This is a genomic window from Methanosarcina baltica (assembly GCF_055394095.1).
This window is the reverse complement of sequence record NZ_AP042463.1, coordinates 1451444-1475773: the sequence shown is the minus strand read 5'-3', so window position 1 is coordinate 1475773 and position 24330 is coordinate 1451444. Positions and strand designations below refer to the sequence as shown.

Genomic DNA, 24330 nt, shown 5'->3' with positions numbered 1-24330 from the left:
TAATCCGATTCCTCCTCACCCGATTCTCGGGACCTTAAAGGTCCCTTCCTGCTTGTGCTCGGTGTTCGCGAGTACCTCATCCTGCGAAAGGGATTCTTCTACCACGTCCTCTCTGAATACATTGTGGAGGTCAATCACATGGTAGGTAGGAGGAACGTCATCTGTTGCCACCTCGTCGAGCTGGCCGAAGTAGTCCAATACTGAGTTAAGTTTTTCCATATATTCGGCCTTTTCCTGCTCGCTGATCTCAATTCGGGCAAGCCATCCGATGTGTTCTACGTCTTCTTTCGTGATCATGAATGTCCCTCAAAAATAGAATAATTATGAACTGTGTGCTCTTGAGACTGCATTATAAAAACAGTTCATGAAATAAATATATATTCTTGCTCTTCTCCCATCAATTGCCGTTTTCCCAATAGTTAGGCTCCGGGCCGGATCTGAGTTGCTTCAAAGGGGTTTTCTGTTTGCATTTTTGAGACTTTTTTGGATTTTTAGGTAATATACAAGAAACAATAGAAATCTTTTTATATCACTTACTTTAAAATATTTATATGTTTGACTGTCTCATCTTATCAAAGTTTTTTATTTTGGGGGGTGCAAACAAATTTTTTAATATTTTTCATAAATGCTGATGGTTCATTGGTTTGATTAATTGAAGGTACGAGGTGAAAAGTTGATCATAAACAATGTGGATTTGGATAATTTCAATGAAACTCTTGATAAAGTCCAGAAAGATCCTTCAAAGGCCAAAAAAATAGTTGAATTTGAAGGGGAATGGTTTACAGGTGAAACCGGGAAGGGTACTCCTCAGTTTTCTGCAAAAATAGGTACAGAAAGAGGAGGAGAGGTCCTGATCCGGTCAGATGAGACCCTGAGTTTGGGAGGGGGGGCACTGCGCCAAATCCGGTTCAGTACGGCCTTTATGGGATAGCATCCTGTTTTGCAGCCACCTTTGCCAAATGGACCGCAATGGAAGGCATTGTTCTCAATGAATTTAAGGTGAAGGTCAAGGCAGACATGAATCTGCATGCAAGCTACGGTATTGAAAAATCTGATGCAAGCCCTATCTATGAAAATATCAAATTTGAAGTAATAGTAGACTCGGATATGAACCCGGAAGAAATTGATAGATTTTACAGGATAACAAAGGAACGTTGTCCATGCTATTATTGTTTAGCCACCGAGATTATTCCTGAAATTGTTTTCATGAAAAAAGGATCTGAATCCGGCCTGATTGAACAGGACTCAGACCTCAAAAATGCCCTGGTTGGACATGTAATGGATGCTGAAAATTTCCTGATTGAATAAGGTTAAACGGGTTGTGAGCCGGTACTCTTATTTTGCATACCGGTTTGGGAAAGCACCAGGAAACGTAATCTTTCAGATATTTTTCCTCATGTGCAGGCCGTACATCTGGACCTTTTTCATCTTCGCGAGGTTCAGGACCCTTCCCATCTCTTTTCTGGACAGGTCTCTGGCCTCTATGTATCCACTGTCCACAGCCTCGTTGAAGATCTCGTAGCCAAGGGCTGAGCGGGTAAGGACGGTTGTCCAGCCCGGGGGGCTTCCCACCCCTCCGAAGGAAATATCGGCATTTTCGGCGGTCAGGTCCGTGCAGAACTTGCAGGAAGAACTCCGGTATTCGTCAAAGTCGCTGAGTTCGAAACTCTTTTCTTCCCCGGTTTTCAGGCCGACCTCGAATTTTCCTTTTCTGATCTTCATGGCCTCAATATCTTCGAGCCTCACATCCTTGCTTTCCAGGACAGTTTTAATCCCCTCGTAGGAAAAGCTGTCCATGCAAAAGAGCCCCAGTTTAAGGATCTTTGCCCGCATGAAGAGGTGAAGGAAGCCGTGGGTACTTTTCTGCATTTTCGTTACGGCATCGATGTTGCAGCCGGTCCCCACAAAAGCGACGCTGTTCATCCCCTGCTTGATTGCGCTCATCAGGGCTTCAAGGGTCATGCTGTGGGAGTAGATGCTGCCTCCCGTTAGCAGGACCTCCTCCGTCGTTTTCGCAACGATTGGAACGGGTTTCCAGGGCTGTTCCCTGGATTTTCTCGTGACCACGGCCCCGTCAATCAGGCCCTCGTCCAGAAGGTAAAGCAGGAGAGCTGTTACCACTCCCCCGTCCTGGCCTTTTAATTCCGGCAGGGCCGAGCGGGCGGCGTAGGCGTAGCGGATGTTTCCTATAAGCCCCTCTTCCGTGGTAATGGTGCGAGGGCACTGGTAATAACAAACTCCGCAGGCTTTGCAGGGGCCCACGAGTTTGGGTTTTTCGTCTTCTATTGTGATATGTTCGCAGCTTGCCGCACAGGCCCCGCAGAGGGTGCAGATCCCTGGATTGATGATGTCCCTTTTGAGTTTTCCAAACGATATTTTTTCCTTTTCACTGAGGTTTCTTTTAAGTCTTATCACGCTTTTCTCAAGAGTGTCAAACTTATTTTTACACTCGGGACTGCAAAAATAATAGTTTTTTCCCCCGTAGTCCAAAACGTATTCAGTATCGTCGGGTACAATTTTCTTGCATATTGGATCGACTGGCATCAAAAGCCTCCGTTACAGATTTAATCTGAAAAGCTCCGGGGAAATATTCGGGTCTGCGTTTCCAGGGATAGTTGCTCTCTGGCTTTAAGATTTGCATTATAATGAAACATATTATATATTGTATTATATTTTTATACTTATATCCTTTATAGTTATTCGGGCTGTTATATACCATACTGTCCGTTTTGGGGGTTAAACCCTCTCATAATTCCCGTATAAGGATAAATTTGCATGATATATGGTCTGCATTCTGCGGCTAAATACCGGGTCCCGTATTTTGCAAACATTATTATAGGCTCCGTTTAATATCTCCTCATAACTTCAAACAAATTATCTTCTTGTTCAGCTCTTATTCCGGAAGCCGGAGCAGGCCTTATCTCTTTTTGGCCTGTTTTTATCAGGGCTTTCTCCTGCTTAAAGAAGGCCTTAAATCATTTTCCTTAATTAAATATCACAAATTGATTTCTAATAACTAAGAAGGTTGTAAAAATGGCTCTAAAACCGAGAATTTCCGAATCTCCCGAGGTCCGTCTTATTGACCTGAAAGCAAAGCCTTTTTTCATTGTTGCTTCCGTGGAGGTGGGAAACACCACTACCAAGTGCATCCTGACTGCGACCAACATGGATACGGGAACGACCCATATCATCAACAAGGTCGTGAAAATGACAAGGGACGTCCGGGAACCAAAACCCGGAGAGGTCGTGTTCGGAAGGACCCTTACGGGCGTGAAACTTACCCGGGACGCCATTTCGGAACTGGTGCGTAATGCCCTGATCGAGTCCGTAGAAAAGGCCAGTCTTGACATTAAAACCGACCTCCATTTCGTGGTGCGTTCAACGGGTGTAGTGGCGGGTTTTGATTCTCCCGAAGAGGTCGGAGAATTTGTAAAGGCTCTTGCGGAAGGCTGCCTGATTGCAGGGGTTCCCCCGAAAAACATGACTCCCCCTATGTCTCTTTCCAATATCCCGAAGAAGTTCCAGAAATACAGCAAACTGGAAAAGGTCATTTTTGATGGGGCCGTGGCCGGGGTGCTGCCCCCCATAGGGTCCACAGGAGTCGAGATTGTGGCAAACGAAATGGAAGGGGAACTTGCAATGGCCGGAATTAAGGAAGCTGCCAAATTGACTGACGTTGATTTCAGAAACCCCTGCATTTCGATCGACTTCGGAACAACCCTGGACGGCCGGATCACGAGCCCTGACCTGCCCTATGCAAAGACCATCGGGAACTTCTGCGGGTATGCGGGAGCTATTCCGGACGCTATCATCCGGGGTTCAAAGTTAGTGGATTCAAAACAGGGAACTGCCCTTGACGTTCTGAAAGACAATAAATCACCTTCTTTCCTGACCCTGAAACTGAAGAAAAAGGTTATACTGGAATACGCAACGAAAATCTCAGAGCTTATTATCATAGAAAAGGTTCCCAGGAACAGGACCCGATACGGGAGTGTGCCGGTCAGCTCCGAAGGAGCCGATGAAGTCGGAGTCGTGCTTATCGGGTGCGATGTGGGCGAAAACGGGTCCGATATGGGCAAACTCACACTTATAGGCATGGATATCTGCAAGAATCAAGGGCTGCAGGTCATGACGGCCGTCATTGACGAGGTCATGGCAGACGTCGTATGCAGGCTTGTTAAGGTTGCAAAAGATGCGGGTCTGGTCTTTGAGGACACAACTATCGGGATCACAGGCAGGGCCGGAATTACCGGTAACAAGCCCGGCTTGATTCTCAAATGCCTTGATGAAATGGGAATCGCCCCAAAAATAGACGAACGTGTGGTCTTTGTGGACGACGGGCTTGCCCGGGGCGCTTCCGTCATGGCTCGCTGCATGAACTCCCTCGGGTCTCCGTTGCACCCCATGGGGGGCAGGCATGGAGGAAAATGTATCCTCGGGCAGCGGATGAAGCTTCAAAACAAGTAATTCAAAAAGTAATCCAGAATAAGTAATTCAAAATATCAAAAATAGAATGCAAAAATCTGCTGGGCAGCAGGCAAAAGGTGGGGTAAGGGAATTAACCCGCTCCTCCACCAGTTACGGTATCGAATGCGCTTAAGTCGAGGTCCTTTACCCTTTCCAGCTTTTGTTTAATGTCTTCAGCTTTTAATTCTTTCTTTTCTTTCTTTTCTTTGATTTTGACGTCAGTCAGTTCAAGGGCTTCCCCTCTGTACCAGAGGTTGGTCTCTTCAAGCAGGACCCAAATGCCGTCTTCCTTTTCTTCTATCTCGGCTACGCGGCTTATGGTGTCGCTGTTGAGGTATTTGACAACATCCCCGGTTTTGATGGGTTTTTTGTTTCGACTAACGGCCGTAATCACTTCAGTATCAGCCATGCTCTCACCTCGGAGGCCTTCAGAGTTTACGCTTTTTCCGTACCCTGTAAGTCCGCTGTTTATCAGAATTAACTGCTTATAGGTTGTATTAATCCTGTTATAAAGTTTATGCGGCCCTTTTTTGTGGCCACAATTTCGGAAAGGGTGTAGGAATCCAGGAGGCTCTTATGACCCCAAAGGTTCGGTTCCTTCCGGGTTTGAAACTAATTCTAAAAAAGTAGAAGGGAAGTGAAATATTTTCACATCTCTTCAGGCAGAAAATCCCATAGTTTAGCCCGAGCTTACTGATCGGGGTTACTGATTGAGCTTACTGATTGAGCTTACTGATCGGGGTTGTTAATTTCTTTCCTGAGTTCTCCCATAAGGGCCACCCTTTCTGCAAAGGCGTTGTGCCTGTGGATACTTTCTTCGTTGATCTGCTTGATTGTGATCACTGCGTCGTCGGGGAGTTCCGAGAACTCCTTTACGATATTATCCGCCATGGTCCTTACGCAGTCTTCCACAAACTTGGGGTTCCGATGGGCGTTTTCTACAACCATCTTTTCGTCGGCGCGTTTCAGGACCTCGTAGACACTGGAACTCATGGAGCGCTCGATTATGTTGATAATACTTTCCAGGGACACATCGAAATCATGGGCCACCTTGATTGAGACGATTCCCCTTCCCCTCTGGTTGTGGGTTGCCATGGGGACTCTTTCCAGAAACGTGAGGATCTTTTCTTTTTCAATCCCGAGGTTGGCAAGTTCGGTTGCTGCCTTGTCCCGCATGATTTCTTGGGCACAGGGGCAGGCGGTAATCCCTACAACTTCCGCACCGATGAGCTTTTTCACGTCGAAGTAGCCGGTATCTCCCGTTCCCCTTACGGCCGAGGCCTCAGCGAAGATGTTTACGACTTCCTGACAGTCAATGCCCGTGGCGGGAGACTTGCGCTTTACCATGTATTCGCTTTTCATCCGGACTTCGGCCTGGTTCGCGTATTCGTGACGGCCAAGCAGGTTGTGTGCAATATCGCTGCAGAGCTGCTCGATTTCGTATACCGGCATGCTGAGGATTTTTTCCAGAATCTCATTGACAGCTTCGAAGTTGCGGGAGAGGTTTGCACCCTTCCGGTCGGAGGGGAGGTCTACAAAAACATCAAAGGTTGAAATCAGCACTATAGGGCGCTTATCTTTCCTTTTGATTTCAATGAGTTTTTTTACGTTCGTTACCCCAACTCGCGTGAGGTTAATGGGGACGCTCGGTTTTCCAGCCTGAACATCCGGGAGGTTGAATATACAGCTTTCCATGTTTACCATATCCATAAAATGATACTGTGTTAAATGATAACGTGTTATAAGTATTTATATAATAAATAGGATGTAATTTTTACAACGCCTTGTGATTTTGCTAAAGTTTCAAAGCAATCGTATTAACAATTATATAATATTTCTGTGAAGGTTCGGTTTAAGCTTTATTAAAACGTTTTCTATTATAATAATCTTTTTATAATTTTTTGGCCACATTTTTTTATACTTATATTATAATAATCCCTTTATAATGCGATATTATATATTATATCTTTTTTTACATAATTTCATTTTTACTCAAAAATATAATAACCATAAGCGCTTATGTCCGGTGGCTGCTTCCATGGCTAAAGTCCTGGGTTTCTATGGTTGTTAATTCCAGGAGATTGTAGCTCCTATTTCAAAATGTTGATAGAAACCTACATGAACTCCTCTTCTCCGTTGACTCTGGCATCGAGAAAGGGGAGCCCTCTTCCGGTCTGATGAAATAAACAACAATGCGTTTTTTTGATAAAGATGGATCCCGCTTCCGGAAACTTCAATTAACTACGATTTTCACAGATCATAAATATTTAAATATTTTCCTATTCAAACAATGATATAAAAAAATTCCGGTTATATTGGGCCTGTAAAATCTGGCAAATTTTGAGTAAAACAATATCTACAGCCCACTTCTTGAAGAAAGACTTTATATACTTTAAAATGTAATCTGTGTCTAGCAATAACTTGCGAGGTGACCTTTATGTCCAACACAAGAAATTTTGTTTTACGAGACGAAAATGATAATGAACACGGAGTATTCACCGGAAAGCAGCCAAGACAGGCCGCCCTCAAAGCCGCTAACCGGGCTACCGGGACCAAAGATCAGCCTGAAATCATCCGCCTCAGAGAAAGAGGGACAAAGAAGGTGCACGTTTTCAAGGCATGGAAAGAATTTGTAGAAGCCCCTAAAAACAGACCCGACTGGATGCCTGAGAATATCAGCAAACCTTTTGTCAAGAAAGAAAAAATCGAAAAAATTGAGTAATTTTCATTATTTTATAAACCCGGTGTTCTGGGTTTTATTCTTTTTATTTTAAATTCGATACCGGAGAAACAGGGACGGGTTCAAGCTCGGGAAGCGGGGCTTTTCAAGACTTCCCTGGTTTGCTTTTTGAAATGTATTAACTTTTTTAGAGAGCTTGGAGATTCTTCTTCTACTTTTTCTTCTTCCACTTTTTTATCTCGATCTTATTTTTCTAATGGTTGTTTGCCTTCAACGATTAAGTTTAATAACATCAGTTCTGATTTCCAATTCATGTCGTTAAAGAGAGAGAATGTGCTCATTGAGGCCCTTCCTTACATGCAGGAGTTCTTTGACTCGGTCATGGTAATCAAGGTCGGAGGAAATGCCATGGTCAATGTTCAGATCATGGAAGACATAATCAAGGACATCGTCCTCCTGCGTTTCGTGGGGATCAGGCCCGTAATCGTGCATGGGGGAGGGCCCGAGATTACGGAAAAGATGCAGCGCATGGGCAAAAAACCCGAGTTCATTGATGGGCTCAGGATTACGGACGACGAGACTCTTGAAATAGCCCGCATGGTCCTGGTGGGAAACATCAACACCAAAATCGTGTCTTTGATTGGGCAGTGCGGGGGCAAAGGGATTGGGCTTACGGGCCACGATGGCCGGATGATCCTGGCCTGCAAGAAAGCTCTCCAGAAGGTTATGGTCAAAGGCGTGGAAACCGAGGTCGATATTGGCTGGGTGGGGGAAAGTGAGGTCATCAATCCTGATATCCTGAATATCGTGCTCGATAAAGGTTATATTCCGGTAATTTCCCCGATTGCAGTGGACACCGCGGGAAATGCCCTCAACATCAATGCTGATACCGTGGCAGGAGACCTTGCCGCAGCTCTTCGGGCCAAAAAACTTGTCCTCTTGACAGATGTCTCCGGGCTTCTCAGGGACTTAAACGATCCTGCCAGCCGGATCTCCCGGATCAGGCTTGAGGATGTGGATTCCCTGATTGCCGAGGGGATTATCAACGGCGGGATGATCCCGAAAATCAAAAGCGCGGCCGTGGCTGTGGAAAGCGGAGTCAAAAAGGCTCACATCATAAACGGAAGCGTTTCCCATTCCATGCTCCTTGAACTCTTCACGGACGGCGGGGTCGGGACCATGATCTACGGGCCTGACTCCGGGCTGTAAGGAAATAAATAACTAAATATATAAATAAATTAATAAATTCTATATATTAAAAAATAGTAATATTTTTAAAGTGTATCGGCAGGATTTTTCCTGCCATATACGACTTTTTATCTTATATTTTATTCTAAAATCGGGGCCCCATAAGTAAAGTCATCGATCTCAAGAACCTTTTTCCAGAGCTCTTTGCACTCACAGTTTACTTTATCCAGGTCTGCCGGGTCCTGACTTATGGAAAAGTCCCGGAGGGTATCCGCAACCTCATGACTGCACTCTTTGCAGTTGCGAGGGCCGCGCTTTGCGCCCGCACCCACAGGGTCGGACATGATGGGGAGGTCCGGATATTTTTCTTTTGCCCGTTTGAGAATTTCGACGATGCTCCAGAGCCAGGGGGGCCTGTACTGCTTTTTTTCCCAGTAGGCCTCGACAAGGGTGCCTTTCTGGACGTTGCAGAGGTTTATGGAAACGGTGTCCGAATAGGGGACTGCGTCGTCTATGGAGCGCAGGATGTCTTCTAAGGCCTGCTTTTCGGAGAGGAAGAGGGGCTTTAAAAGGAGGTAGGTCTTTACCGTTACCCCGTGTTCTTTTGCGATTTCGGCTGCCTGGACAAACTGCTTGAAGGTGAACCCTTTGTTGATGGAGTCTTTCCTGATACGGTCCGAACTGGTCTCAAGCCCGAAGGCAAGTTCGAAAGGCTTTTCCTTCAGGACATCGAGGCAGGCCTCTACGTTTTCCTTGCTTACTATCTCGGGGCGGGTCTCCACAAGCACCTTGACTACTCTGGGATCGTTTGCAAGCGTCTCCAGGATGGTATCTCTGGCTTCGGGGAATACCTCATTTTCATCGAGGAAACTCCCGGAAGTGAAGATCTTGACCATGAACTCCGGAAAATCCCCGGCCTTTTTCATTGCTTTTTCAAGCTGGGACTTATAGTTTTCAAGGGTCGGTGGGGTAGTTGCACATTCGTAGACAAAGCCGCACATGGTGCAGCCCCCAACTTTTCCCCAGTAGCAGCCTGCGCTCTTGAAGATCATCGTCAGGGTCTTTGTCCGGACCCCTTCTACAAGGTCCTCGCCGGTCCAGCTTGCTGCCGGATAGTCCGAGGACGAGGGTTTTATCCTCTGTCTTTCCCGGATTTTGAGTACGTCTTTGTTCAGGGACATGGCCGTAAAAACCTCTCTTTCTACTAAAATATTACTGTTATAATTTTCTGATAAGGAATGGTAAAAATATAACTTCAGGTTTTATTTTGGGAATTGGTTTATACTCATACAGGTTGTGTTTTTGTTAGTGGCGACTTTTGGTGTGTGCATTCAAACCACGGAACACACGGAACACACGGAAAAAGAATGCAGGAAGACGGCAATTACGGTTGTTCTGGTGTTGTTTAGTCCTCTTGAGCTCGCAAAGCGAGCGAAAAGGACCCCGTGCTCCCGAAGCGGAACTCGGGGAAGACGGCAATTACGTTTTCTCTGGTATTTTTTAGTCCTCTTTCAAGAATCTAGGAGCGTTTTTGAATCCTATTTTATAAAGATCCAAGTTACTCACCGGCCATCAGGCCGGTTTCCGTGTCCTGTTCCGTGCTTTTCCGTGGTTAAGAAATGGTAAACAAAAATACTTGATATTATATTTGATTCATTCCTAAAAAAAATTATTTGAAACCTCTCTCGGGGTTTCACTCGAACTCGATGGTCGCCGGCGGCTTTGGGGTGATGTCGTAGACAACCCTGACGACGCTGGGGATCTCGGAGGTAATCCTGGACTGGAGGAGTTTGAGGACATCCCAGGGGACTTCAATAACGTCCGCGGTCATCCCGTCTCTCGACCCGACAGCTCTTACCGCCACGATCCAGCCGTAGGCCCGCACATCGCCCTTGACCCCGGTCCCTTTGCCGATTATCGCGGCATAGGTCTGCCAGGGGCAGAAGCGGTCAAGCAGTTCTTCTTCCACAATGGCGTTGGCCTCACGGACAGCTTCGACTTTCTCCTCGGTAACTTCCCCGAGCACCCGCACGGCAAGCCCCGGTCCGGGGAAAGGCATCCTCTCGCAGATTTCCTCGGGCATCTCAAGGGCCCAGGCAACTTCTCTGACCTCGTCCTTGTAAAGCTCGTCGATAGGCTCCACGATTTTCTTGAACTCGATGTCTGTGGGAAGCCCTCCCACGTTGTGGTGGGACTTGATCCCGCCCTCGGACTCGATCTTGTCCGGATAAATGGTCCCCTGGATCAGATACTCGGCCTGAAGCTTCCTTGCCTCTTCCTCAAAGACCCGTATAAAAGTCTCTCCGATGGCCTTTCTCTTCTCCTCAGGGTCCGTAACTCCTTTAAGGGCTCCCATAAACCTGTCTTTCGCATGTACGATATCCAGGTTCATGTGGGAAAATATGTGAGCGATCTTCTCGGTTTCTCCCTTTCTCATGAGTCCGGTATCAATGTAAATCGGGTACAGCCTTTCCCCGATAGCCCGGTAGGCCAGCTCCGCACAAACTGAACTGTCCACACCGCCCGACAGAGCGATTATGGCCCGGCCTTCAATCTCGTTTTTGATCCTTTCAATTGCTTTTGGAATGAATTTCTCGGTTTTTACCATTGAAGTGCTCCTTCTGAATGAATATTTCCGTTGAGAAATGATGATTGTGAATTGGTGAATGTAAAAGTAGCAGGATTTTATTATTTATAATTGGGATATATGTGTCAGTGCATGGGGGTTTTGATATTTAAAGGTATAGGGGGATCAAAAGTGGTTTCCTCTTGAAACTTCTTTTGAAGAAATAGACTGAAAATATCCGGATTCAGAATGGTGTGTCTGGTATCTGGTATCTGGAAAACTCAGTACTTCTCAGCAAAGACTCTTATCTATATCTTACTCGCCAGTAACTTACTGACCGGTAAGATTATTTTTAGTTTCTAACAATTACTTTTTTCAATTTTTTTAATACTCTCTTCATTTCTTCACTCAATATTTTTCTCCCCTGCGTAAAAAGTGGGTCATCCGGGTAAAAACCCTGTCCATTCTTCTTAGGAGAAATGGAAGGGGAGAAAGGATCCGGGCCCATAAATTGAAATATCAGGTCTTTCAGATTCAATTTAAGGTGATATTATGGCAAAGCAGTCCGAAAAGCTTTCAAAACAGCCAGAACAGGTTTATCAATTCAAGTTTGCTCAGGTAGGCATCGTCCCTCAGATCTGGAGGCGGGTCCAGGTGCCGGAAAATTATACTTTCAAAGATCTTCATCTGGTAATCCAGGCCACAATGGAATGGGATGGGTACCATCTGCACGAGTTTGAAATCTGGAACCCTAAAACACACAAACTTGAGAATATAGGCACTCCTGTGGAGGGGTTTGAGGACAGCTATGAACACCCGCTTAAGCTGGAAAATAAAGTGAAAATTGCCGATTATTTTTCGCCCGAAAACAAGCTTGCTGTGTACACATATGATTTCGGAGATGACCTTCAGGTAAAGATCCGCTTCGAAAGGGTCCGTCCGGTAAAAGAAGGGGTGAAGTATCCCATCTGCACGGCGGGAAAGAGGGCCGCAATCCCTGAGGACAGCGGTGGGATCTGGGGTTATGAAGACCTGCTTGAGATTCTGAAGGACTCGGAGCATGAAGATTATGAGGAGACCCTTGAGTGGCTGGGAGAGGATTTTGATCCTGAGCACTTTGACCCGGAAGAGGTAGTATTTTCTTAAGCAAAAAAAGCGGGTGGACGTCCCTGGGGGACCTACAATTTTAAATAAATATACTCAAATCCCGTTTCTGAAATCTTATTTTTATATTTATTTTAGAATCTTTCCGGTCGGGTTTCAGCACATTCTCCGTCCCGGAACCGGATTTTTTTTGAATCTGATTTTTTGAATGGCCCGGTCAATCAAGTGAACTACCCCCACCTGTCAGCCTTCGGCTGTCGTGTTAAACCGCAGGTTTAACAGGAGTTTCTAATCTTTGATTAGAAACATCGAGGAAGGAGACCTCTGCTGTTTCAGTTATATTTATCATCTTTCGCTTCCTCTTTCTCTTCTATACAGTCTAAACATTTATTTTCAAAGATATTTAGAGCCCCTTATTTCCACTGGAGATCTAACCATGAAATGCGCCCTCTGCGAAGAAAAAAACTGTTATACGGGAAAGGACTGCACCGATTTTACGGAAGAAATCTGCTATGAGGGCGAGGCCCTCAAATCCATGCAGGCCTCGGCCGAAATCGAGGCCCGTTACTACATGCAAAAGACCCGGCTTGAGGAAATCATCCTCTATGCACAGAAAATGGGGTACCGGAGACTCGGGATTGCCTTTTGCATAGGGTTTCAAAAAGAGGCAAAAATTCTCCACAAAATCCTTGCCAGGGACTTTGAAGTCTATTCGGTCTGCTGCAAGGTCTGCGGGCTTGACAAGGAAAAGTTCGGGCTTGAAAAGCTTTACGGGAAAGGGTTTGAAGCCACCTGTAACCCCCTGGGGCAGGCTGAAGCCCTGAACAAAAAGGAAACGGAACTGAACCTCATTCTCGGGCTCTGCATCGGGCACGACATCCTCTTTACGCAGAACTCCAAAGCTCCCGTGACAACCTTCGTGGTCAAGGACCGGGTGCTGGCCCATAACCCGGTGGGAGCGCTTTATTCCGGTTACTACCTGAAAAAACGCTTTGGGATTGATGACTGAAATGAAATTAATAGGAAAAGTGGGGTGAATTGGAAAAGTGGTGGTGTGGAAATTATAGGTAAAAGTGGGAGGCAGGAATGGGTTTTTTAATTTCTTAATACTTTCGCCCTGCTCTCACAACTTAAATACGATGAGCATTAAAATATGACAGCGCTATAATCATTCCTAAATGGAAAAAAGGCTTATCTGGTCGCTTTCTTATTCCTTTCCATAATTTTTTTCCAGGCGGCTAAACAGGGATAATATGAATCTGGCAGATGACATTGATGAAAAAGAGTTTTTGGATTACGAGTTTTTAAAAGAGGGTGAAGAGAGGCCTGATTCCTTATCTTCTGAAGTTTCCGAAACTTCCCGCACTTCCCGCACGGCCCGTATGTACGGGGCGCTTCAGCAGTATTTTGGCTACACCTCCTTCCGGCCCCTGCAGGAAAATATCATCAATGACGTCCTGGACCGAAAAGACGCCTTTGTCCTCATGCCCACAGGCGGGGGCAAGTCCCTCTGTTTCCAGCTCCCGGCTCTTTTGCAGGAGGGGGTTACGGTTGTTGTTTCGCCCCTTATATCCCTCATGAAGGACCAGGTGGACGGACTTGAGGCAAGCGGGATTGCTGCGGCCTGCATGAACAGCAGCATGGGTCCCCGGGAAATCCGGGACGTTAAAGATGCTTTTCTTGAAAACCGGATCAAGGTCCTCTACGTTGCCCCTGAACGCCTGATGATGCCCTCGACCCTTTCTCTCCTGAAGCGGGGCAAGGTCAGCCTTTTTGCAATCGACGAGGCCCACTGTATCTCGGAATGGGGGCACGACTTCCGACCCGAGTACAGGAAACTGAAACTTTTGAGGGATTCTTCCAGAGGGTTTTCGGACGTACCGGTAATTGCGCTTACGGCAACAGCCACGGAAAGAGTTAAAAAAGACATTGTCTCGCAGCTCAAGCTTTCCATTGACCCTGAAAAAGGCCCTTATGTGGCCAGTTTCAACCGGCAAAACCTTTACTATGAAATCAGGCCCAAAAAAGATACCTTTTCCGAGATTCGTGATTACCTGCGCCGGCACAGGGGGGATGCCGGGATCATCTACTGCCAGAGCCGGAACAATGTGGAGTCTCTGGCCTCGAAACTGACCCGGGCGGGTTTCCGGGCTCTCCCCTACCACGCGGGCCTGAAAGATACTGAAAGGGCCAGAAACCAGGACAGGTTCCTGAGTGACGACGTGGACATCATTGTTGCTACAATCGCATTCGGAATGGGGATCGACAAGTCCAACGTCCGTTTTGTAATCCACTATGACCTTCCCAGTAATCTGGAAAGCTACTATCAGGAAACGGGGCGTGGAGGCCGGGACGGCGGGCCCTGTGAATGCATCCTTTTTTTCAGCCGGGGGGACCGTTTCAGGATTGAGTATTTTATTCAGCAAAAGAGCAATCAAAAGGAAAAAGATCTCGCACTTGTCCAGCTCCGGCAGATGGTGGCCTACTGTCAGAGCAGGCAGTGCAGGAGGGCAGTCCTGCTCGAGTACTTCGGGGATTCCTTTTCGGGAAACTGCGGAAACTGCGACACCTGCCTGCGCCCGAAGGCGACCTTTGACGGGACTGAGGCCGCAAAGAAAATGATTACCTGCGTCCAGGAACTCAACCAGCGCTTCGGGACAAATTACGTGATTGATGTCCTTGCAGGGTCCAGGAACAAAAAGATAAAGGCAAACCGGCATGAAAGGTTAAAATCCCACGGGAGCGGCAGGGAATTTTCAAAAGAACAGTGGAAAGCCCTTGCCAGTGAAATGGCCAATTCCGGAATCCTGGAGGTCCAGGGGGCCCGCTATCCCCTCCTGAAACTCAATGCCAGAAGTAGAGAGATCCTTCGGGGAAAGGAAAGGGTGGAACTTGCGTGTCCTCCCGATTATATGCTCGATGAAGACGGGATGGATCCTGTAAATCCTGAGCTGCCTGAAAATTCCGCAAACTCCGCAAATTCCACAAACTCCAACAATTTTGGAGGCAATGGAACTGAAAATTCCGGCCCGGACTCCCCGGTTTCTCCAGAGCAGCCTGAAACAACACCCGGGGTCAGTAAACGACTGTCGAAGGCCGGAGACCTCCCTATTCCCTTCTCCGGGGATACTCCGAAACCTGTCGTTCGGGCCACTCCGCGGCAGATAAAGCCCGAAGCTGGTCCCATTCTTTTCGAAAGGTTAAGAACGCTCAGAAAACAGATTGCCGTAAAGAAGAACCTGCCTCCTTACATCATCTTTTCCGACACAAGCCTTCGGGAAATGGCAGAAAAGCTGCCCGGGAGCAGGGAGGAGTTCCATGTAATTACAGGGGTCGGAGACCATAAGCTCCGCAAATACGGGGACGATTTTCTTCAGGAAATCGCAAATTACCTCAGGGACTACGGGCCTGGTGCTGAAACTTCAGGAATAGAAACAGGGACTTCTGGAATAGAAACAGGGACTTCTGGAATAGAAAAAGGGACTTCTGGAATAGAAAAAGGGGATGAAACTGTCCCTGAAGTCTCTGTTTCGGGAAATGCCGGTGTGGAGGATATTGAAAGGTCCCGCTCTCTTCCTAAAATAAACCGGAGATATCTGGCCACAAGTATCCAGGACTGGAGTGCCGGCCCGGAGACAGGGGGGTCCCCTTCCCACGTTCCTTCTCAGGAGGCCCGGACTGACAGGAAGAAAGCTTATAGAGGACAAAAATTGCCCGGCCGTTCTTTCGGGACAGAGCACTCCCTTGAAAAAACCCTTTCTCTCTCCAAACAGAGGCTGGGAATCTACGAAATTGCGGACCTCAACGGCCTGAACCCTGAAACCGTATGCAAACAGCTTGAAAAATTGATCTTTTCCGGAAAGGTTGAAGATATTGACGGGCTTGTAAGCCCGGGAAAACAGCAGAGAATAAAAAAGGCGATTGAAGAAATCGAAACTGAACTCCATTCCCGTCTCCTGGAAAATATGAAAGGGAGCTGTTCGGAAGAGGAAATCAGGCTGGTAAGGGCGCTTTTCCTTATGCAGTCCTGAGGGACCCGGACTTCTTAAGGTCCGGTTTTTTTTCTGTATTCCTGCCCGTGTTTCAGGGAAGACGGATTTTTTTGCTGTAAATCTCTTTCTTTCGCTTTTCATCAACGATCTTTAGAACTGCCAGATCTCCTTCTCCGAGTTTTACCCCTTCAGGTAGTGTAAATTTTTTTAAGCCCCCCACTTTCAGAATGGGACTGCCGTAGTCGGAGGTGAGCTCCAGTTTTTCATCCTTGAAGCAAATGTATACTTTAGTGTCTTCTGTGAAACTTATGGAATCTCCGCATATATGTTCAAGCATAAGGGTCCTTGAGTCAGATATGCTTACTCTCAGGTTTGAGGAATCTGATTTTACCACATTCTCAAAATTTTCTCCCAGCATTGCCCCTCCTGCCAAAAAAGATATAAGCATGACAGTTACCATAGCATCCCAGAAAATCACAGCCGAGCTAATCGCATCTTTACAGAGACGCAGCAGAAAGCCCCAAGGCTTTAGCGTGGGGATGAATGCGTCGAGCCTACAGGGGCCGGTTTAAATACATTTAACTGTAAAAGAGTGTAATTATATACTATTAATGATATATAGTAGTTTGCATGAAACAGGGGCTTGTGTACCGGATTTATCCGGAAAATGATGAACAAAGAACGCTAATTGAAAAGCACATAGGGTGTTCCAGATTCATCTATAACAAGCTTTTGGAGTACAAACAACTTTTTTATGACAAATTTAGAATAAATATATCTTTGACAGAACTTGAAAAATACATTCCTGTTCTCAAAGAAATATATCCGTGGCTTAAAGAAGTCAATTCACAGTCATTGCAGCAGGCCAGAAGGAACCTTGATGACGCATATTCCAGATTTTTCAAAGGCCAGAACGGATTTCCCCAAAGGAAATCAAAAAAAGACATTAAACAATCATTCAAGGTTTCGCAAAGATACAAGATTAATCTCACTTCCTCAAAGATATTTTTTCCCGGAATTGGATGGATGAAAATTAATATTCATAGGGAACTATTAAGTCCTGAAATTATGGATAACCTCATTGAAAAAACGATATTAGACGGAGATACCATAATAGAAAAGGACTTAAATTCGAAGTTTTTTAAAACGGCAACAGTCCGAAGAACGCCTACTGGTAAGTACTACGTAAGCATCTTAACCGAAGACGGAGAAGAATATCCAGAAGTTCAAGAGTATTCTGAAAGTACTACAATAGGCGTAGATGTGGGGCTAAAAGATTTTGCAATAACTTCCACCGGGGAAAAGATAGAGAACCCAAGATTTCTTAAAAATTCTCTTAAAAGGCTCAAAACCCTTCAAAGAAGAGTAAGCAAGAAGGTAAAAGGTTCAAAGAACCGAAGGAAAGCAGTACAAAAACTTGCGAATATTCATGAAAAGATAAGCAATCAAAGAAACGATTTTCAGCACAAGGTTAGTAATGACCTTATAAGCGAGAACCAAGCTGTAGCGGTAGAATCGTTAAACATTGCTGGCATGAAGAAGAACCATAAACTTGCACAGGCTATAAGTGACGCTGCGTGGGGGGGTTTTGTGAGTAAGTTGGAGTACAAGGCCAAAAAGATAGGGAAAACCGTAATCCGTATAGGCCAGTGGGAACCTTCTACTAAAAATTGTAGTGTCTGCGGGTTTCACAATAAGGAAATAACATTAGATGTTAGAAGCTGGAAATGTCCAGAATGTGAAACAGAACACGATAGGGACATAAACGCAGCTATAAATATCAAAAAGTTTGCACTTGCGATCTAAATTAAGACACCGCCGGAACGGCGGGAAGAGCCTGTGGATCCGTGGAGACTGCTCCGGGGAATGAAGCAGGAAGCCCCACTGCTTTAGCGTGGGGTAGTTCACTTTTCCAAATACTGGCCCTAATCACCTTTTTCCCCCGGTGTCGTACCTTTACGTTAATTTACTCTACATTGTATTATTTTTTACATGTACAAATAACTTCCTTAATTTTTATATTTCTTATTATTCCTTCTACTATTTCAGTTTATTTTTTTATACAGTACGCCCCGTAAAAATCCGGCAAATTTGTTTAAAAAAAAGAACTACAAAAACTTTTCATATCAGAAAGGGCCACTGCCCGGAAATTTTCAGGATCAGGTACCAGACCGGGTCTCCCATCACAATGGCAGTGACAAAACCCGCGCTTATCGAAACAATGAATGGGAGACCTGGCATTATCCAGACCCCTTCTTCAAGGTGACCATCTTTTCTGTGCGCCTCAAGCCTTGAAAGGATGCAGGGGGAAATGGTTATTCCGCTTCCCGCAAACCTGGGCCTCAGTTCTCCTTCTTCAAATTGAAAACGTTCGATAAGCCGGATATGCCTGCCTTTTTCGACCAGTGGCCTTAAGCCGGCTATGTTGACCCGGTAGGCTATGAGCATGTAGAAAGGCTGCCTGAGCATTTTGCGGGAAAAATGCAGGAGGTTGTAACAGAGGATTCCCAGGGGGACGAAGGCTGTAAGCAGGAGGGCGTTTTCAAAGACTGTAAAGGCAAAGAGCCCGTGGAAAGGGATCCCGAGCAGAGGGTAACTGTGAGCCTGGAACCGGACTTCCGGATAAACCGAGATAAGAAAGGAGAGCACGATAAGGGCTTTTGCGTCTGCCCCTCCGAAGCCCCCGAGGAGAAAAAAGAGGTAGGTCAGGGCAAAAATGAAAAGAAAAGAAAAAGAGAGTTGAATTATATAAGGGCTCCCTCCGTACCCGGCTTCGTAAAGCACGAATATGGAAAGGCTAGCAATCATGAATTTCCAGACCCGGTTTGAAACTCTTCTGCTCTTCAGGTCCGCATAGCTGGCATAGAGCAAAAAAGGCAAACAGGCTGCGAGTTTCAGGATTTCAATAAGGCCCTGCATTTCCTTTTATTATCTCTTTTTCCCGGTTTTTACCTTTTTTCCCATTTTTTAAGTTCAAGGAGTTCTGAAAGGGTGCCTCCTCGTTTGATTTCATCGTAAAGTCTCTGTTCGGTCTTGTTGACTTCTTTTGCTCTTCTTGCAATTTCGTAGGCTCTTTCTTTGGGGATTACGACCACGCCGTTGTCGTCTCCGACTATGTAGTCTCCTGGCTTTACGGTCTGGTTTCCGCAGGTGATTTCGGCATTTATTTCTCCGAATCCTTTGGGGTCCCCGGCGTTTGGAACGACGTTGCTTGTAAAGACCGGGAGTTTTATTTCCTCGATGTCTTCAATGTCTCTTGCGGCCCCGTCGATTACGACTCCGGCAATTCCTTTATTCAGACAGCTGTAGGTCGCAAGCCCGCCCCAGGGGGCAACGTCGCTGCTTCCGTTATAGATGACTATGACGTCTCCGGCTTTTGCGATATCAATTGCTTCCACGGGCTTTGCCCAGTCTCCGGCAAAGGTCTGGACCGTGACCGCAGTCCCTACCATTTTCTTGCCCTTTACAAGGGGGTGGATGCCTTTCATTGTCCCTTTCCTGTGGATGGCGTCCGAGATGTTTGGAGTTGAAACCGTCATGAGAAGTTCCCTGATCTCCTCGTCGAGGCTGCCCTTTTCCCTGATCACAACGGACTCGGGGGCGTCCACGCTCTCCCTGACCAGTTTTGCGGCTGCGGTGACGTTGTCGGACCTTGCTATGTTTCCGCCGACGATTGCAATCGCGGCCCCTGCCTGGACGGCCCTGACAGAAAGTTCTGCGTCAAGCCCTCCTGCGGCCGCGATCTGTATGCTGACTTCTTTGGAAATTTCTTCAAGAGTGTGGATGGGGTCCATGCCCATCATCTGCTGGTCGATACCTATGTGCACGTTTATGTAGTCCACCCCGAGGGCCTCGACTTCCTTTGCCCTTTTCAAGGGATCGGGGACAGCTATAAGGTCTGCCATTATCCGGACCCCGTACTTGTGGCCCGAGCGGATAGCGTCCAGGATGGTGGAGTCGTCTGCGCCCCCGAGGATGATCACGACGTCAGCCCCTGCCTTTGCGGCCATCTCAACCTCGATGGCTCCCGTGTCCATTGTCTTCATGTCCGCAAGCACGGTCCGGTCCGGGAAGTTATTCTTTATTACACGGATGGAGTCCATGCCTTCGCTTTTTATTAGGGGGGTTCCCACCTCAATCCAGTCAACTCCACCGGCCAGAGCTTCTCTTGCAATCTCTACCGCGCGGTCCAGTTCCAGAAGGTCAAGTGCGACCTGAATTATAGCAACGATTTTATCACGACCTCTCAGGCAGGATGCTCGTGACTTCAGTCACGAGAGGAATGCCGTCAACTTTCAGACATTCTATAGTATATTTATATCCATCCATTCGATTCAACACCTTACAATATTTATGATTAATACCCTGTGCAATTCTTATTCCTTCTTTGTTTTTAATGTCAAAATAACCATTTTTTCTACAGGCAGCCGCTCCACACCAGTTTCCTCTGTATTTGCCTTTCGGAACCACGGCTTTGATAACATCTCCGGTTTGAAATCCGAAAAAACTTTTTTGTCTGCTTAAATACCCTCTCGGGAACCCGTATTTATCGAGATTTGTTCTGCAAAAAGAACCTCTTCCTTTTGCCTTGATATGCAAAACACTATTTGTTGCAAAATTGATTGTTTTAGGAGTTGATTGGCCCACACAAATAGCATCAAAATGGTGATCTTTCGGCATTCCAGCCTTGATTCTGTTCATTTTTGTCCTTGCGCCAGTTCCACATTCCACAGGAAGGCCTGTTTTATTCAATATCTCAAACACTTTCCATCGGGTAGCAGTTACAATTGCGGCATCTTTAAGCGGCTTTTTGACTAAATTATATACTTCCGGATGCCCAAATTCTTCCGCTGTTTTATTTCCCTTCTTCTGGTTACATTCTCTGCAAGCCAGAGTAAGGTTAGAAACTCTGTCTGAGCCTCCCCTGCTTTTAGGAATGATGTGTTCAATCTCCAACGGAACGTTTTCAGCTCCACAGTAAACACATTTTCTACCAAACTTTTCAAGCAGGTATTCCCTGATCTCATACCCCTGCAACTCTCCCTGTTGATACTCGATTCCGCTGATCTCGGGGTTTTGCATAAGCTGGGTATCAAACTTGCAGTTTTCATAGGAAATGTGTGTCAAAGGGCAGAGTTTCCTGAGCTTTTTGACCCAATTTTCTATGTTGTCCACACGGCTTTGCAGGGACGGAGGTAACCAGCCTTCCCACCTTTTCCGGTTCATGAACCTCGGTTTTCGATAACGGGTGTTTCGATTTCGCCGTGTTCTTCGCATTGATCTTCTGCTATCCATGTTCTTTTTTATGCCGGTTTTGTGATGCAACTGTGCTGCCCAAACAACCTTTGAGCCTTTCAGTATGGCAAGACCTGTATGGCGGCTTCCGTAATCTATCTTCAGCCTAAGTTCTGATTTATCTTTAGACTCTTTCAGCTCTTTGAGTCTAATTGTAAATGGATATTTTTTGTGGATAACCGCTTTTCCTGATTTGAGCAGTTTTCTTGCAACCGCTTCGTGGCAGGGACTTAAGGGCTCTTTGTTTTTGTTCAGTACGAATATCATACTGGATTTCTCCACTCTGCTCTGGAAACGAATTTCCGCAGCAGGTAACGCAGTTTTTGAAACTGTCTCCCCTCGCCAATGTTGGATATGCTTGTCATGTGTAGCACACCGTCCCTACCTCTCAGGACTTTTAATACTACACGATAGAGCTACAAACTGAGGAAGCATTTGTAGGTATCATGACATTTCCAACGTAGTCAATTAAGACTCAGGCTGGTCAACCAGGGCACATTACATGCCCGTCACTTTAGTGGCGGGTCGTTGACCTCAGGTATAAAGAAGGCCGGGGCCAGAGGGATGCTTTGAATGCAAAGCCTGTTTGTCCCGGCTGTTTTTATGATTTTTACATTTTTTAGGATAACTTTACTTAATATTTATAATAGAATCTCTATTTAGAATGTCGTTTGAAGCTACTAAACTCTTTCTATCTTCGCGCCTGTTTTCCTGAAAAGACATAAGAATGAGTCAAATATACTATCAAATATTTTTGTTTACCATTCCTTAACCACGGAAAGACACGGAAGGACACAAAAACCGGCCTGATGGCCGGTGAGTAAGTTGGATTTTATATAATAAGTTCAAAAACCATTGTGGGAAAAACGCCAGAGCAATTGTAATTGCCGTCCTCCTGCCTTTTTTATCCGTGTGTTCCATGCCCGAGTTCCGCTTCGGGATCACAGTAAATCGAAGATTTACTGGGAGTTGCACTGTAAGTGCAACAGCACGGAGTCTGTTTCGCTCGTTTCACTCGCTCAAGCAGACTAAAATATTTTCCGTGTGTTCCGTGTGTTCCGTGGTTTGAATGCCCACACCAAACACCGCCTCTCACAAAAACACAACATGTATAAGTATGAAGCAATTCCCAAACTGAAAATATGAAGTTATTTTTCAGCCATTCCATAGAAAACCTTTATCTTTATATTGAAAACCCCCCGATTAAAATAGAGGATTAGATAATGAAACACAAATCGGGGTTTTTAGAACAGGAAATAGGGGTTGCAGAAGAGGAGCCGGAAGATTATATAACTGAAGAGGAACGCCAGCACCTGCTTGCCGGGCTTCATTCCCGCCTGGGCTGGCTGGGCAAGATCATCCCCTATGAGGTGGAACTTGGAGGGAAAAAGTGCAGGTTGCACGAGCAGGTCTGGGAACTGGTTAACAAAGATCCCTTAAGCGAAGCCGATAAAAACCAGATTGACGACTGCATCACTCTAATTTCTAAAAAAGAAGGGGAAGACGAGCAGAAACTCAAGGAAAGTTCTTTGACCAGCGAAGAGGCAAATGAACTGTTCAAAGAAACGGCCGGCCTCTTGCGTGCTATAACGGAGCTGAAGGATATAGAGTCTGAGGGTTCTGGAGAGAAGCGAGAGCAATTTCAGCGGCTGCTTACTCAAAATAAAGTGGCAGATGCCAAAAGATGGGTTAAGTTTTTGAAAGAGATAAGAGGGTGAAGACTTCCCTTTTTTTTGAAATTTCAGGTTTCTTCGAAAATGGTAAATGGGAATGGTTCACACACAGGTATGGTCATAGGCCCCGTTGTTTCCATTGTTATCTGTGGGTTTATGGGTATAACTGACGGCAGCAGAGTACTGTTTCAAGATGTCCTGCTCAGGTATACCATCGTGGCCCTTTATGTGTATATGAACCATTATTGGGGATGATTTACCTTCAATAATTTTCTGAATTTCATTATCATTAATATCATCATTGGGTTCCACTCCCTTGCCACCATTGGGTTCATCTTTATATCTTCCAAAATGGTAAATGTCTTTATGAGTGTATGACTCATCATCACTATAGTCTTTTTTAAAGAGAGTGTCAAATAACCAAGTAGTCCTCAGTTCAAAAGTATATCCTGATGACGTTATTTCGCAGGTTGAATCAGAGGCTTCTTCTCCAAATGAAAAATTCTTCTCTGTGGGGTTATAGAACATGATGTATAACCCGGATTCATCATCATCAACCCATTTTCTGAGCTCGATTTCAAGATCCTCGATGCTGGCGTATTCTCCCTGGCCTATCTGGTGTTCGTTTGCGAAGGTTATTATGTTTTTATAGATCAAGCTCTGGCTGTCTTCGTCCACGATCGTGACCGTGGCCCGGTCCCCGGGTTCGAGTTCTGCTATGTCCGAGATGCTGAGGGTTTTTGTGTCTCCGGCCTGTAAAAGTTCCATTTGGTCAGGGTAGCTGAGTTCGTAATCCGTACCCTCGTGATAAAAGTGGATCTTGAGGTTTTTGCTGAAATTGATTGGGTCTCCCCCGAGGTGTTCGAGTTTGAGGGCGTGGGTATCGATTTCGCTGATTTCCAGATTGGTCATTGGGCCACTTTTTGTAGAGCCTCCGAGGCCGTCTCCAAAGACAGCGGCCCCTATGGTGGCTGCAAGAATTACAACAATTGCGAGGGCAATTACGGTCCCGATTAAAGGACTCAGGGCTTTCTCATTTCTCAAAATAAGGGGGCAGGGCATACTTCCACCGGGAGGTTGGGGTTTTGGGGATATTTGAAAATTGAAACTTTGAAGAGTTTAACTGGTTTGTATAGTATATCTTCAAGGAGTTTACTATTTATATTTTTATCTCAAACAGCAGAAGACTCCTTCCTCGACAGTTCCGGCTTTGGAGGAACTGGCAGGTGGGACATGAATGCGTCGAGACTAAGGCCCCCATTTTTTGTTTAACAGGGGACCTTAATGTTGTTTGACAGTGACCTTATGTTTTGTCCTCCTTTGCAGGAGTGGGTCCACATCGCCACTGTTATACTGGCTTGTTAA

21 protein-coding genes are annotated in these 24330 nt (G+C 45.9%); 10 read left to right on the top strand and 11 right to left on the bottom strand.

Annotated elements, in window-relative coordinates:
- Nucleotides 1–15: 15 nt before the first annotated feature.
- Complete coding sequence (gene gatC / locus ACZ5QV_RS06450) at nt 16–297, bottom strand: Asp-tRNA(Asn)/Glu-tRNA(Gln) amidotransferase subunit GatC (RefSeq protein ID WP_464601749.1); 282 nt, start codon at nt 295–297, stop codon at nt 16–18.
- Nucleotides 298–673: 376 nt separating this feature from the next.
- On the opposite strand from gatC, the gene ACZ5QV_RS06445 reads away from it, so the two are divergent.
- Both ACZ5QV_RS06445 and ACZ5QV_RS06440 read left to right on the top strand, forming a co-directional pair.
- Entirely contained in the window at nt 674–931 is a 258-nt protein-coding gene (locus ACZ5QV_RS06445) for a hypothetical protein (protein ID WP_464601748.1), read from the top strand.
- A complete protein-coding gene (locus ACZ5QV_RS06440; RefSeq protein WP_464602048.1) occupies nt 928–1308 on the top strand; it encodes an OsmC family protein in 381 nt (126 codons plus the stop codon). The genes ACZ5QV_RS06445 and ACZ5QV_RS06440 overlap by 4 nt, the downstream gene beginning before the upstream one ends.
- Nucleotides 1309–1380: 72 nt before the next feature.
- On the opposite strand, the gene ACZ5QV_RS06435 is transcribed toward ACZ5QV_RS06440, so the two are convergent.
- The gene (locus ACZ5QV_RS06435; RefSeq protein ID WP_464601747.1) at nt 1381–2544 is read right to left on the bottom strand and encodes a Coenzyme F420 hydrogenase/dehydrogenase, beta subunit C-terminal domain; all 1164 of its coding nucleotides are present in this window, start codon (nt 2542–2544) and stop codon (nt 1381–1383) included.
- Between the two features lie 489 nt (nt 2545–3033).
- On the opposite strand from ACZ5QV_RS06435, the gene ACZ5QV_RS06430 reads away from it, so the two are divergent.
- Nucleotides 3034–4467, top strand: a complete 1434-nt coding sequence (locus ACZ5QV_RS06430) for a methanogenesis marker 14 protein (RefSeq protein WP_464601746.1) — start codon at nt 3034–3036, stop codon at nt 4465–4467.
- Between the two features lie 91 nt (nt 4468–4558).
- On the opposite strand, the gene ACZ5QV_RS06425 is transcribed toward ACZ5QV_RS06430, so the two are convergent.
- Nucleotides 4559–4876: a DUF2098 family protein gene (locus tag ACZ5QV_RS06425; RefSeq protein ID WP_464601745.1), complete on the bottom strand. Its 318-nt coding sequence runs from the start codon at nt 4874–4876 to the stop codon at nt 4559–4561.
- Between the two features lie 320 nt (nt 4877–5196).
- The gene (gene mptA / locus ACZ5QV_RS06420) at nt 5197–6162 is read right to left on the bottom strand and encodes a GTP cyclohydrolase MptA (protein ID WP_464602047.1); all 966 of its coding nucleotides are present in this window, start codon (nt 6160–6162) and stop codon (nt 5197–5199) included.
- A 742-nt stretch (nt 6163–6904) separates the two neighbouring features.
- Between mptA and ACZ5QV_RS06415 the strand changes: the two genes are divergently transcribed.
- Both ACZ5QV_RS06415 and argB read left to right on the top strand, forming a co-directional pair.
- Nucleotides 6905–7189, top strand: coding sequence for a non-histone chromosomal MC1 family protein (locus ACZ5QV_RS06415; protein ID WP_464601744.1), 285 nt, complete (start codon nt 6905–6907; stop codon nt 7187–7189).
- Nucleotides 7190–7459: 270 nt separating this feature from the next.
- On the top strand, nt 7460–8356 hold the full coding sequence (gene argB, locus ACZ5QV_RS06410) for an acetylglutamate kinase (protein ID WP_464601743.1): 897 nt from the start codon (nt 7460–7462) through the stop codon (nt 8354–8356).
- Between the two features lie 119 nt (nt 8357–8475).
- Here the strand turns inward: argB and ACZ5QV_RS06405 are convergent, their stop codons facing one another.
- Nucleotides 8476–9516 (bottom strand): archaeosine biosynthesis radical SAM protein RaSEA, encoded by a 1041-nt coding sequence (locus ACZ5QV_RS06405; RefSeq protein WP_464601742.1) that lies wholly within the window; start codon nt 9514–9516, stop codon nt 8476–8478.
- Between the two features lie 512 nt (nt 9517–10028).
- Nucleotides 10029–10943, bottom strand: coding sequence for a glutamine-hydrolyzing GMP synthase (gene guaA, locus ACZ5QV_RS06400; protein WP_464601741.1), 915 nt, complete (start codon nt 10941–10943; stop codon nt 10029–10031).
- A 510-nt stretch (nt 10944–11453) separates the two neighbouring features.
- On the opposite strand from guaA, the gene ACZ5QV_RS06395 reads away from it, so the two are divergent.
- From ACZ5QV_RS06395 to recQ, 3 genes are all read left to right on the top strand, one after another.
- Entirely contained in the window at nt 11454–12047 is a 594-nt protein-coding gene (locus ACZ5QV_RS06395) for a plasmid pRiA4b ORF-3 family protein (protein WP_464601740.1), read from the top strand.
- A gap of 394 nt (nt 12048–12441) precedes the next feature.
- Nucleotides 12442–13014 (top strand): DUF1847 domain-containing protein, encoded by a 573-nt coding sequence (locus ACZ5QV_RS06390; protein WP_464601739.1) that lies wholly within the window; start codon nt 12442–12444, stop codon nt 13012–13014.
- Between the two features lie 373 nt (nt 13015–13387).
- Nucleotides 13388–16036 (top strand): DNA helicase RecQ, encoded by a 2649-nt coding sequence (recQ, locus tag ACZ5QV_RS06385; RefSeq protein WP_464602046.1) that lies wholly within the window; start codon nt 13388–13390, stop codon nt 16034–16036.
- Between the two features lie 52 nt (nt 16037–16088).
- Here the strand turns inward: recQ and ACZ5QV_RS06380 are convergent, their stop codons facing one another.
- Nucleotides 16089–16415: a hypothetical protein gene (locus ACZ5QV_RS06380; RefSeq protein WP_464601738.1), complete on the bottom strand. Its 327-nt coding sequence runs from the start codon at nt 16413–16415 to the stop codon at nt 16089–16091.
- 212 nt (nt 16416–16627) lie between these two features.
- Here ACZ5QV_RS06380 and ACZ5QV_RS06375 point away from each other — a divergent pair, with 212 nt between their 5' ends.
- Complete coding sequence (locus ACZ5QV_RS06375; RefSeq protein WP_464601737.1) at nt 16628–17803, top strand: RNA-guided endonuclease TnpB family protein; 1176 nt, start codon at nt 16628–16630, stop codon at nt 17801–17803.
- Nucleotides 17804–18118: 315 nt separating this feature from the next.
- Here ACZ5QV_RS06375 and ACZ5QV_RS06370 read toward each other — a convergent pair whose 3' ends face one another.
- Genes ACZ5QV_RS06370 through iscB form a run of 3 tightly spaced genes read right to left on the bottom strand, consistent with a single transcriptional unit; the run spans nt 18119 to nt 21559 of the window.
- Nucleotides 18119–18916 (bottom strand): A24 family peptidase C-terminal domain-containing protein, encoded by a 798-nt coding sequence (locus ACZ5QV_RS06370; protein ID WP_464601736.1) that lies wholly within the window; start codon nt 18914–18916, stop codon nt 18119–18121.
- Between the two features lie 29 nt (nt 18917–18945).
- A complete protein-coding gene (hxlA, locus tag ACZ5QV_RS06365; protein WP_464602045.1) occupies nt 18946–20217 on the bottom strand; it encodes a 3-hexulose-6-phosphate synthase in 1272 nt (423 codons plus the stop codon).
- A gap of 16 nt (nt 20218–20233) precedes the next feature.
- Nucleotides 20234–21559, bottom strand: a complete 1326-nt coding sequence (gene iscB / locus ACZ5QV_RS06360; RefSeq protein ID WP_464601735.1) for an RNA-guided endonuclease IscB — start codon at nt 21557–21559, stop codon at nt 20234–20236.
- A gap of 956 nt (nt 21560–22515) precedes the next feature.
- Between iscB and ACZ5QV_RS06355 the strand changes: the two genes are divergently transcribed.
- Nucleotides 22516–23010: a DUF5788 family protein gene (locus ACZ5QV_RS06355; RefSeq protein WP_464601734.1), complete on the top strand. Its 495-nt coding sequence runs from the start codon at nt 22516–22518 to the stop codon at nt 23008–23010.
- A gap of 57 nt (nt 23011–23067) precedes the next feature.
- Here the strand turns inward: ACZ5QV_RS06355 and ACZ5QV_RS06350 are convergent, their stop codons facing one another.
- Complete coding sequence (locus ACZ5QV_RS06350; RefSeq protein WP_464601733.1) at nt 23068–24027, bottom strand: type IV pilin domain-containing protein; 960 nt, start codon at nt 24025–24027, stop codon at nt 23068–23070.
- Nucleotides 24028–24330: the final 303 nt, after the last annotated feature.

What these genes read in the sequence shown, in the direction of transcription:
- gatC (WP_464601749.1), bottom strand. Translation starts at nt 297, where the DNA reads ATGATCACGAAAGAAGACGTAGAACACATCGGATGGCTTGCCCGAATT.
- ACZ5QV_RS06435 (WP_464601747.1), bottom strand. Translation starts at nt 2,544, where the DNA reads ATGCCAGTCGATCCAATATGCAAGAAAATTGTACCCGACGATACTGAA.
- ACZ5QV_RS06430 (WP_464601746.1), top strand. Translation starts at nt 3,034, where the DNA reads ATGGCTCTAAAACCGAGAATTTCCGAATCTCCCGAGGTCCGTCTTATT.
- ACZ5QV_RS06425 (WP_464601745.1), bottom strand. Translation starts at nt 4,876, where the DNA reads ATGGCTGATACTGAAGTGATTACGGCCGTTAGTCGAAACAAAAAACCC.
- mptA (WP_464602047.1), bottom strand. Translation starts at nt 6,162, where the DNA reads ATGGAAAGCTGTATATTCAACCTCCCGGATGTTCAGGCTGGAAAACCG.
- ACZ5QV_RS06415 (WP_464601744.1), top strand. Translation starts at nt 6,905, where the DNA reads ATGTCCAACACAAGAAATTTTGTTTTACGAGACGAAAATGATAATGAA.
- argB (WP_464601743.1), top strand. Translation starts at nt 7,460, where the DNA reads ATGTCGTTAAAGAGAGAGAATGTGCTCATTGAGGCCCTTCCTTACATG.
- ACZ5QV_RS06405 (WP_464601742.1), bottom strand. Translation starts at nt 9,516, where the DNA reads ATGTCCCTGAACAAAGACGTACTCAAAATCCGGGAAAGACAGAGGATA.
- guaA (WP_464601741.1), bottom strand. Translation starts at nt 10,943, where the DNA reads ATGGTAAAAACCGAGAAATTCATTCCAAAAGCAATTGAAAGGATCAAA.
- ACZ5QV_RS06395 (WP_464601740.1), top strand. Translation starts at nt 11,454, where the DNA reads ATGGCAAAGCAGTCCGAAAAGCTTTCAAAACAGCCAGAACAGGTTTAT.
- ACZ5QV_RS06390 (WP_464601739.1), top strand. Translation starts at nt 12,442, where the DNA reads ATGAAATGCGCCCTCTGCGAAGAAAAAAACTGTTATACGGGAAAGGAC.
- recQ (WP_464602046.1), top strand. Translation starts at nt 13,388, where the DNA reads ATGTACGGGGCGCTTCAGCAGTATTTTGGCTACACCTCCTTCCGGCCC.
- ACZ5QV_RS06380 (WP_464601738.1), bottom strand. Translation starts at nt 16,415, where the DNA reads ATGCTGGGAGAAAATTTTGAGAATGTGGTAAAATCAGATTCCTCAAAC.
- ACZ5QV_RS06375 (WP_464601737.1), top strand. Translation starts at nt 16,628, where the DNA reads ATGAAACAGGGGCTTGTGTACCGGATTTATCCGGAAAATGATGAACAA.
- ACZ5QV_RS06370 (WP_464601736.1), bottom strand. Translation starts at nt 18,916, where the DNA reads ATGCAGGGCCTTATTGAAATCCTGAAACTCGCAGCCTGTTTGCCTTTT.
- iscB (WP_464601735.1), bottom strand. Translation starts at nt 21,559, where the DNA reads ATGATATTCGTACTGAACAAAAACAAAGAGCCCTTAAGTCCCTGCCAC.
- ACZ5QV_RS06355 (WP_464601734.1), top strand. Translation starts at nt 22,516, where the DNA reads ATGAAACACAAATCGGGGTTTTTAGAACAGGAAATAGGGGTTGCAGAA.
- ACZ5QV_RS06350 (WP_464601733.1), bottom strand. Translation starts at nt 24,027, where the DNA reads ATGCCCTGCCCCCTTATTTTGAGAAATGAGAAAGCCCTGAGTCCTTTA.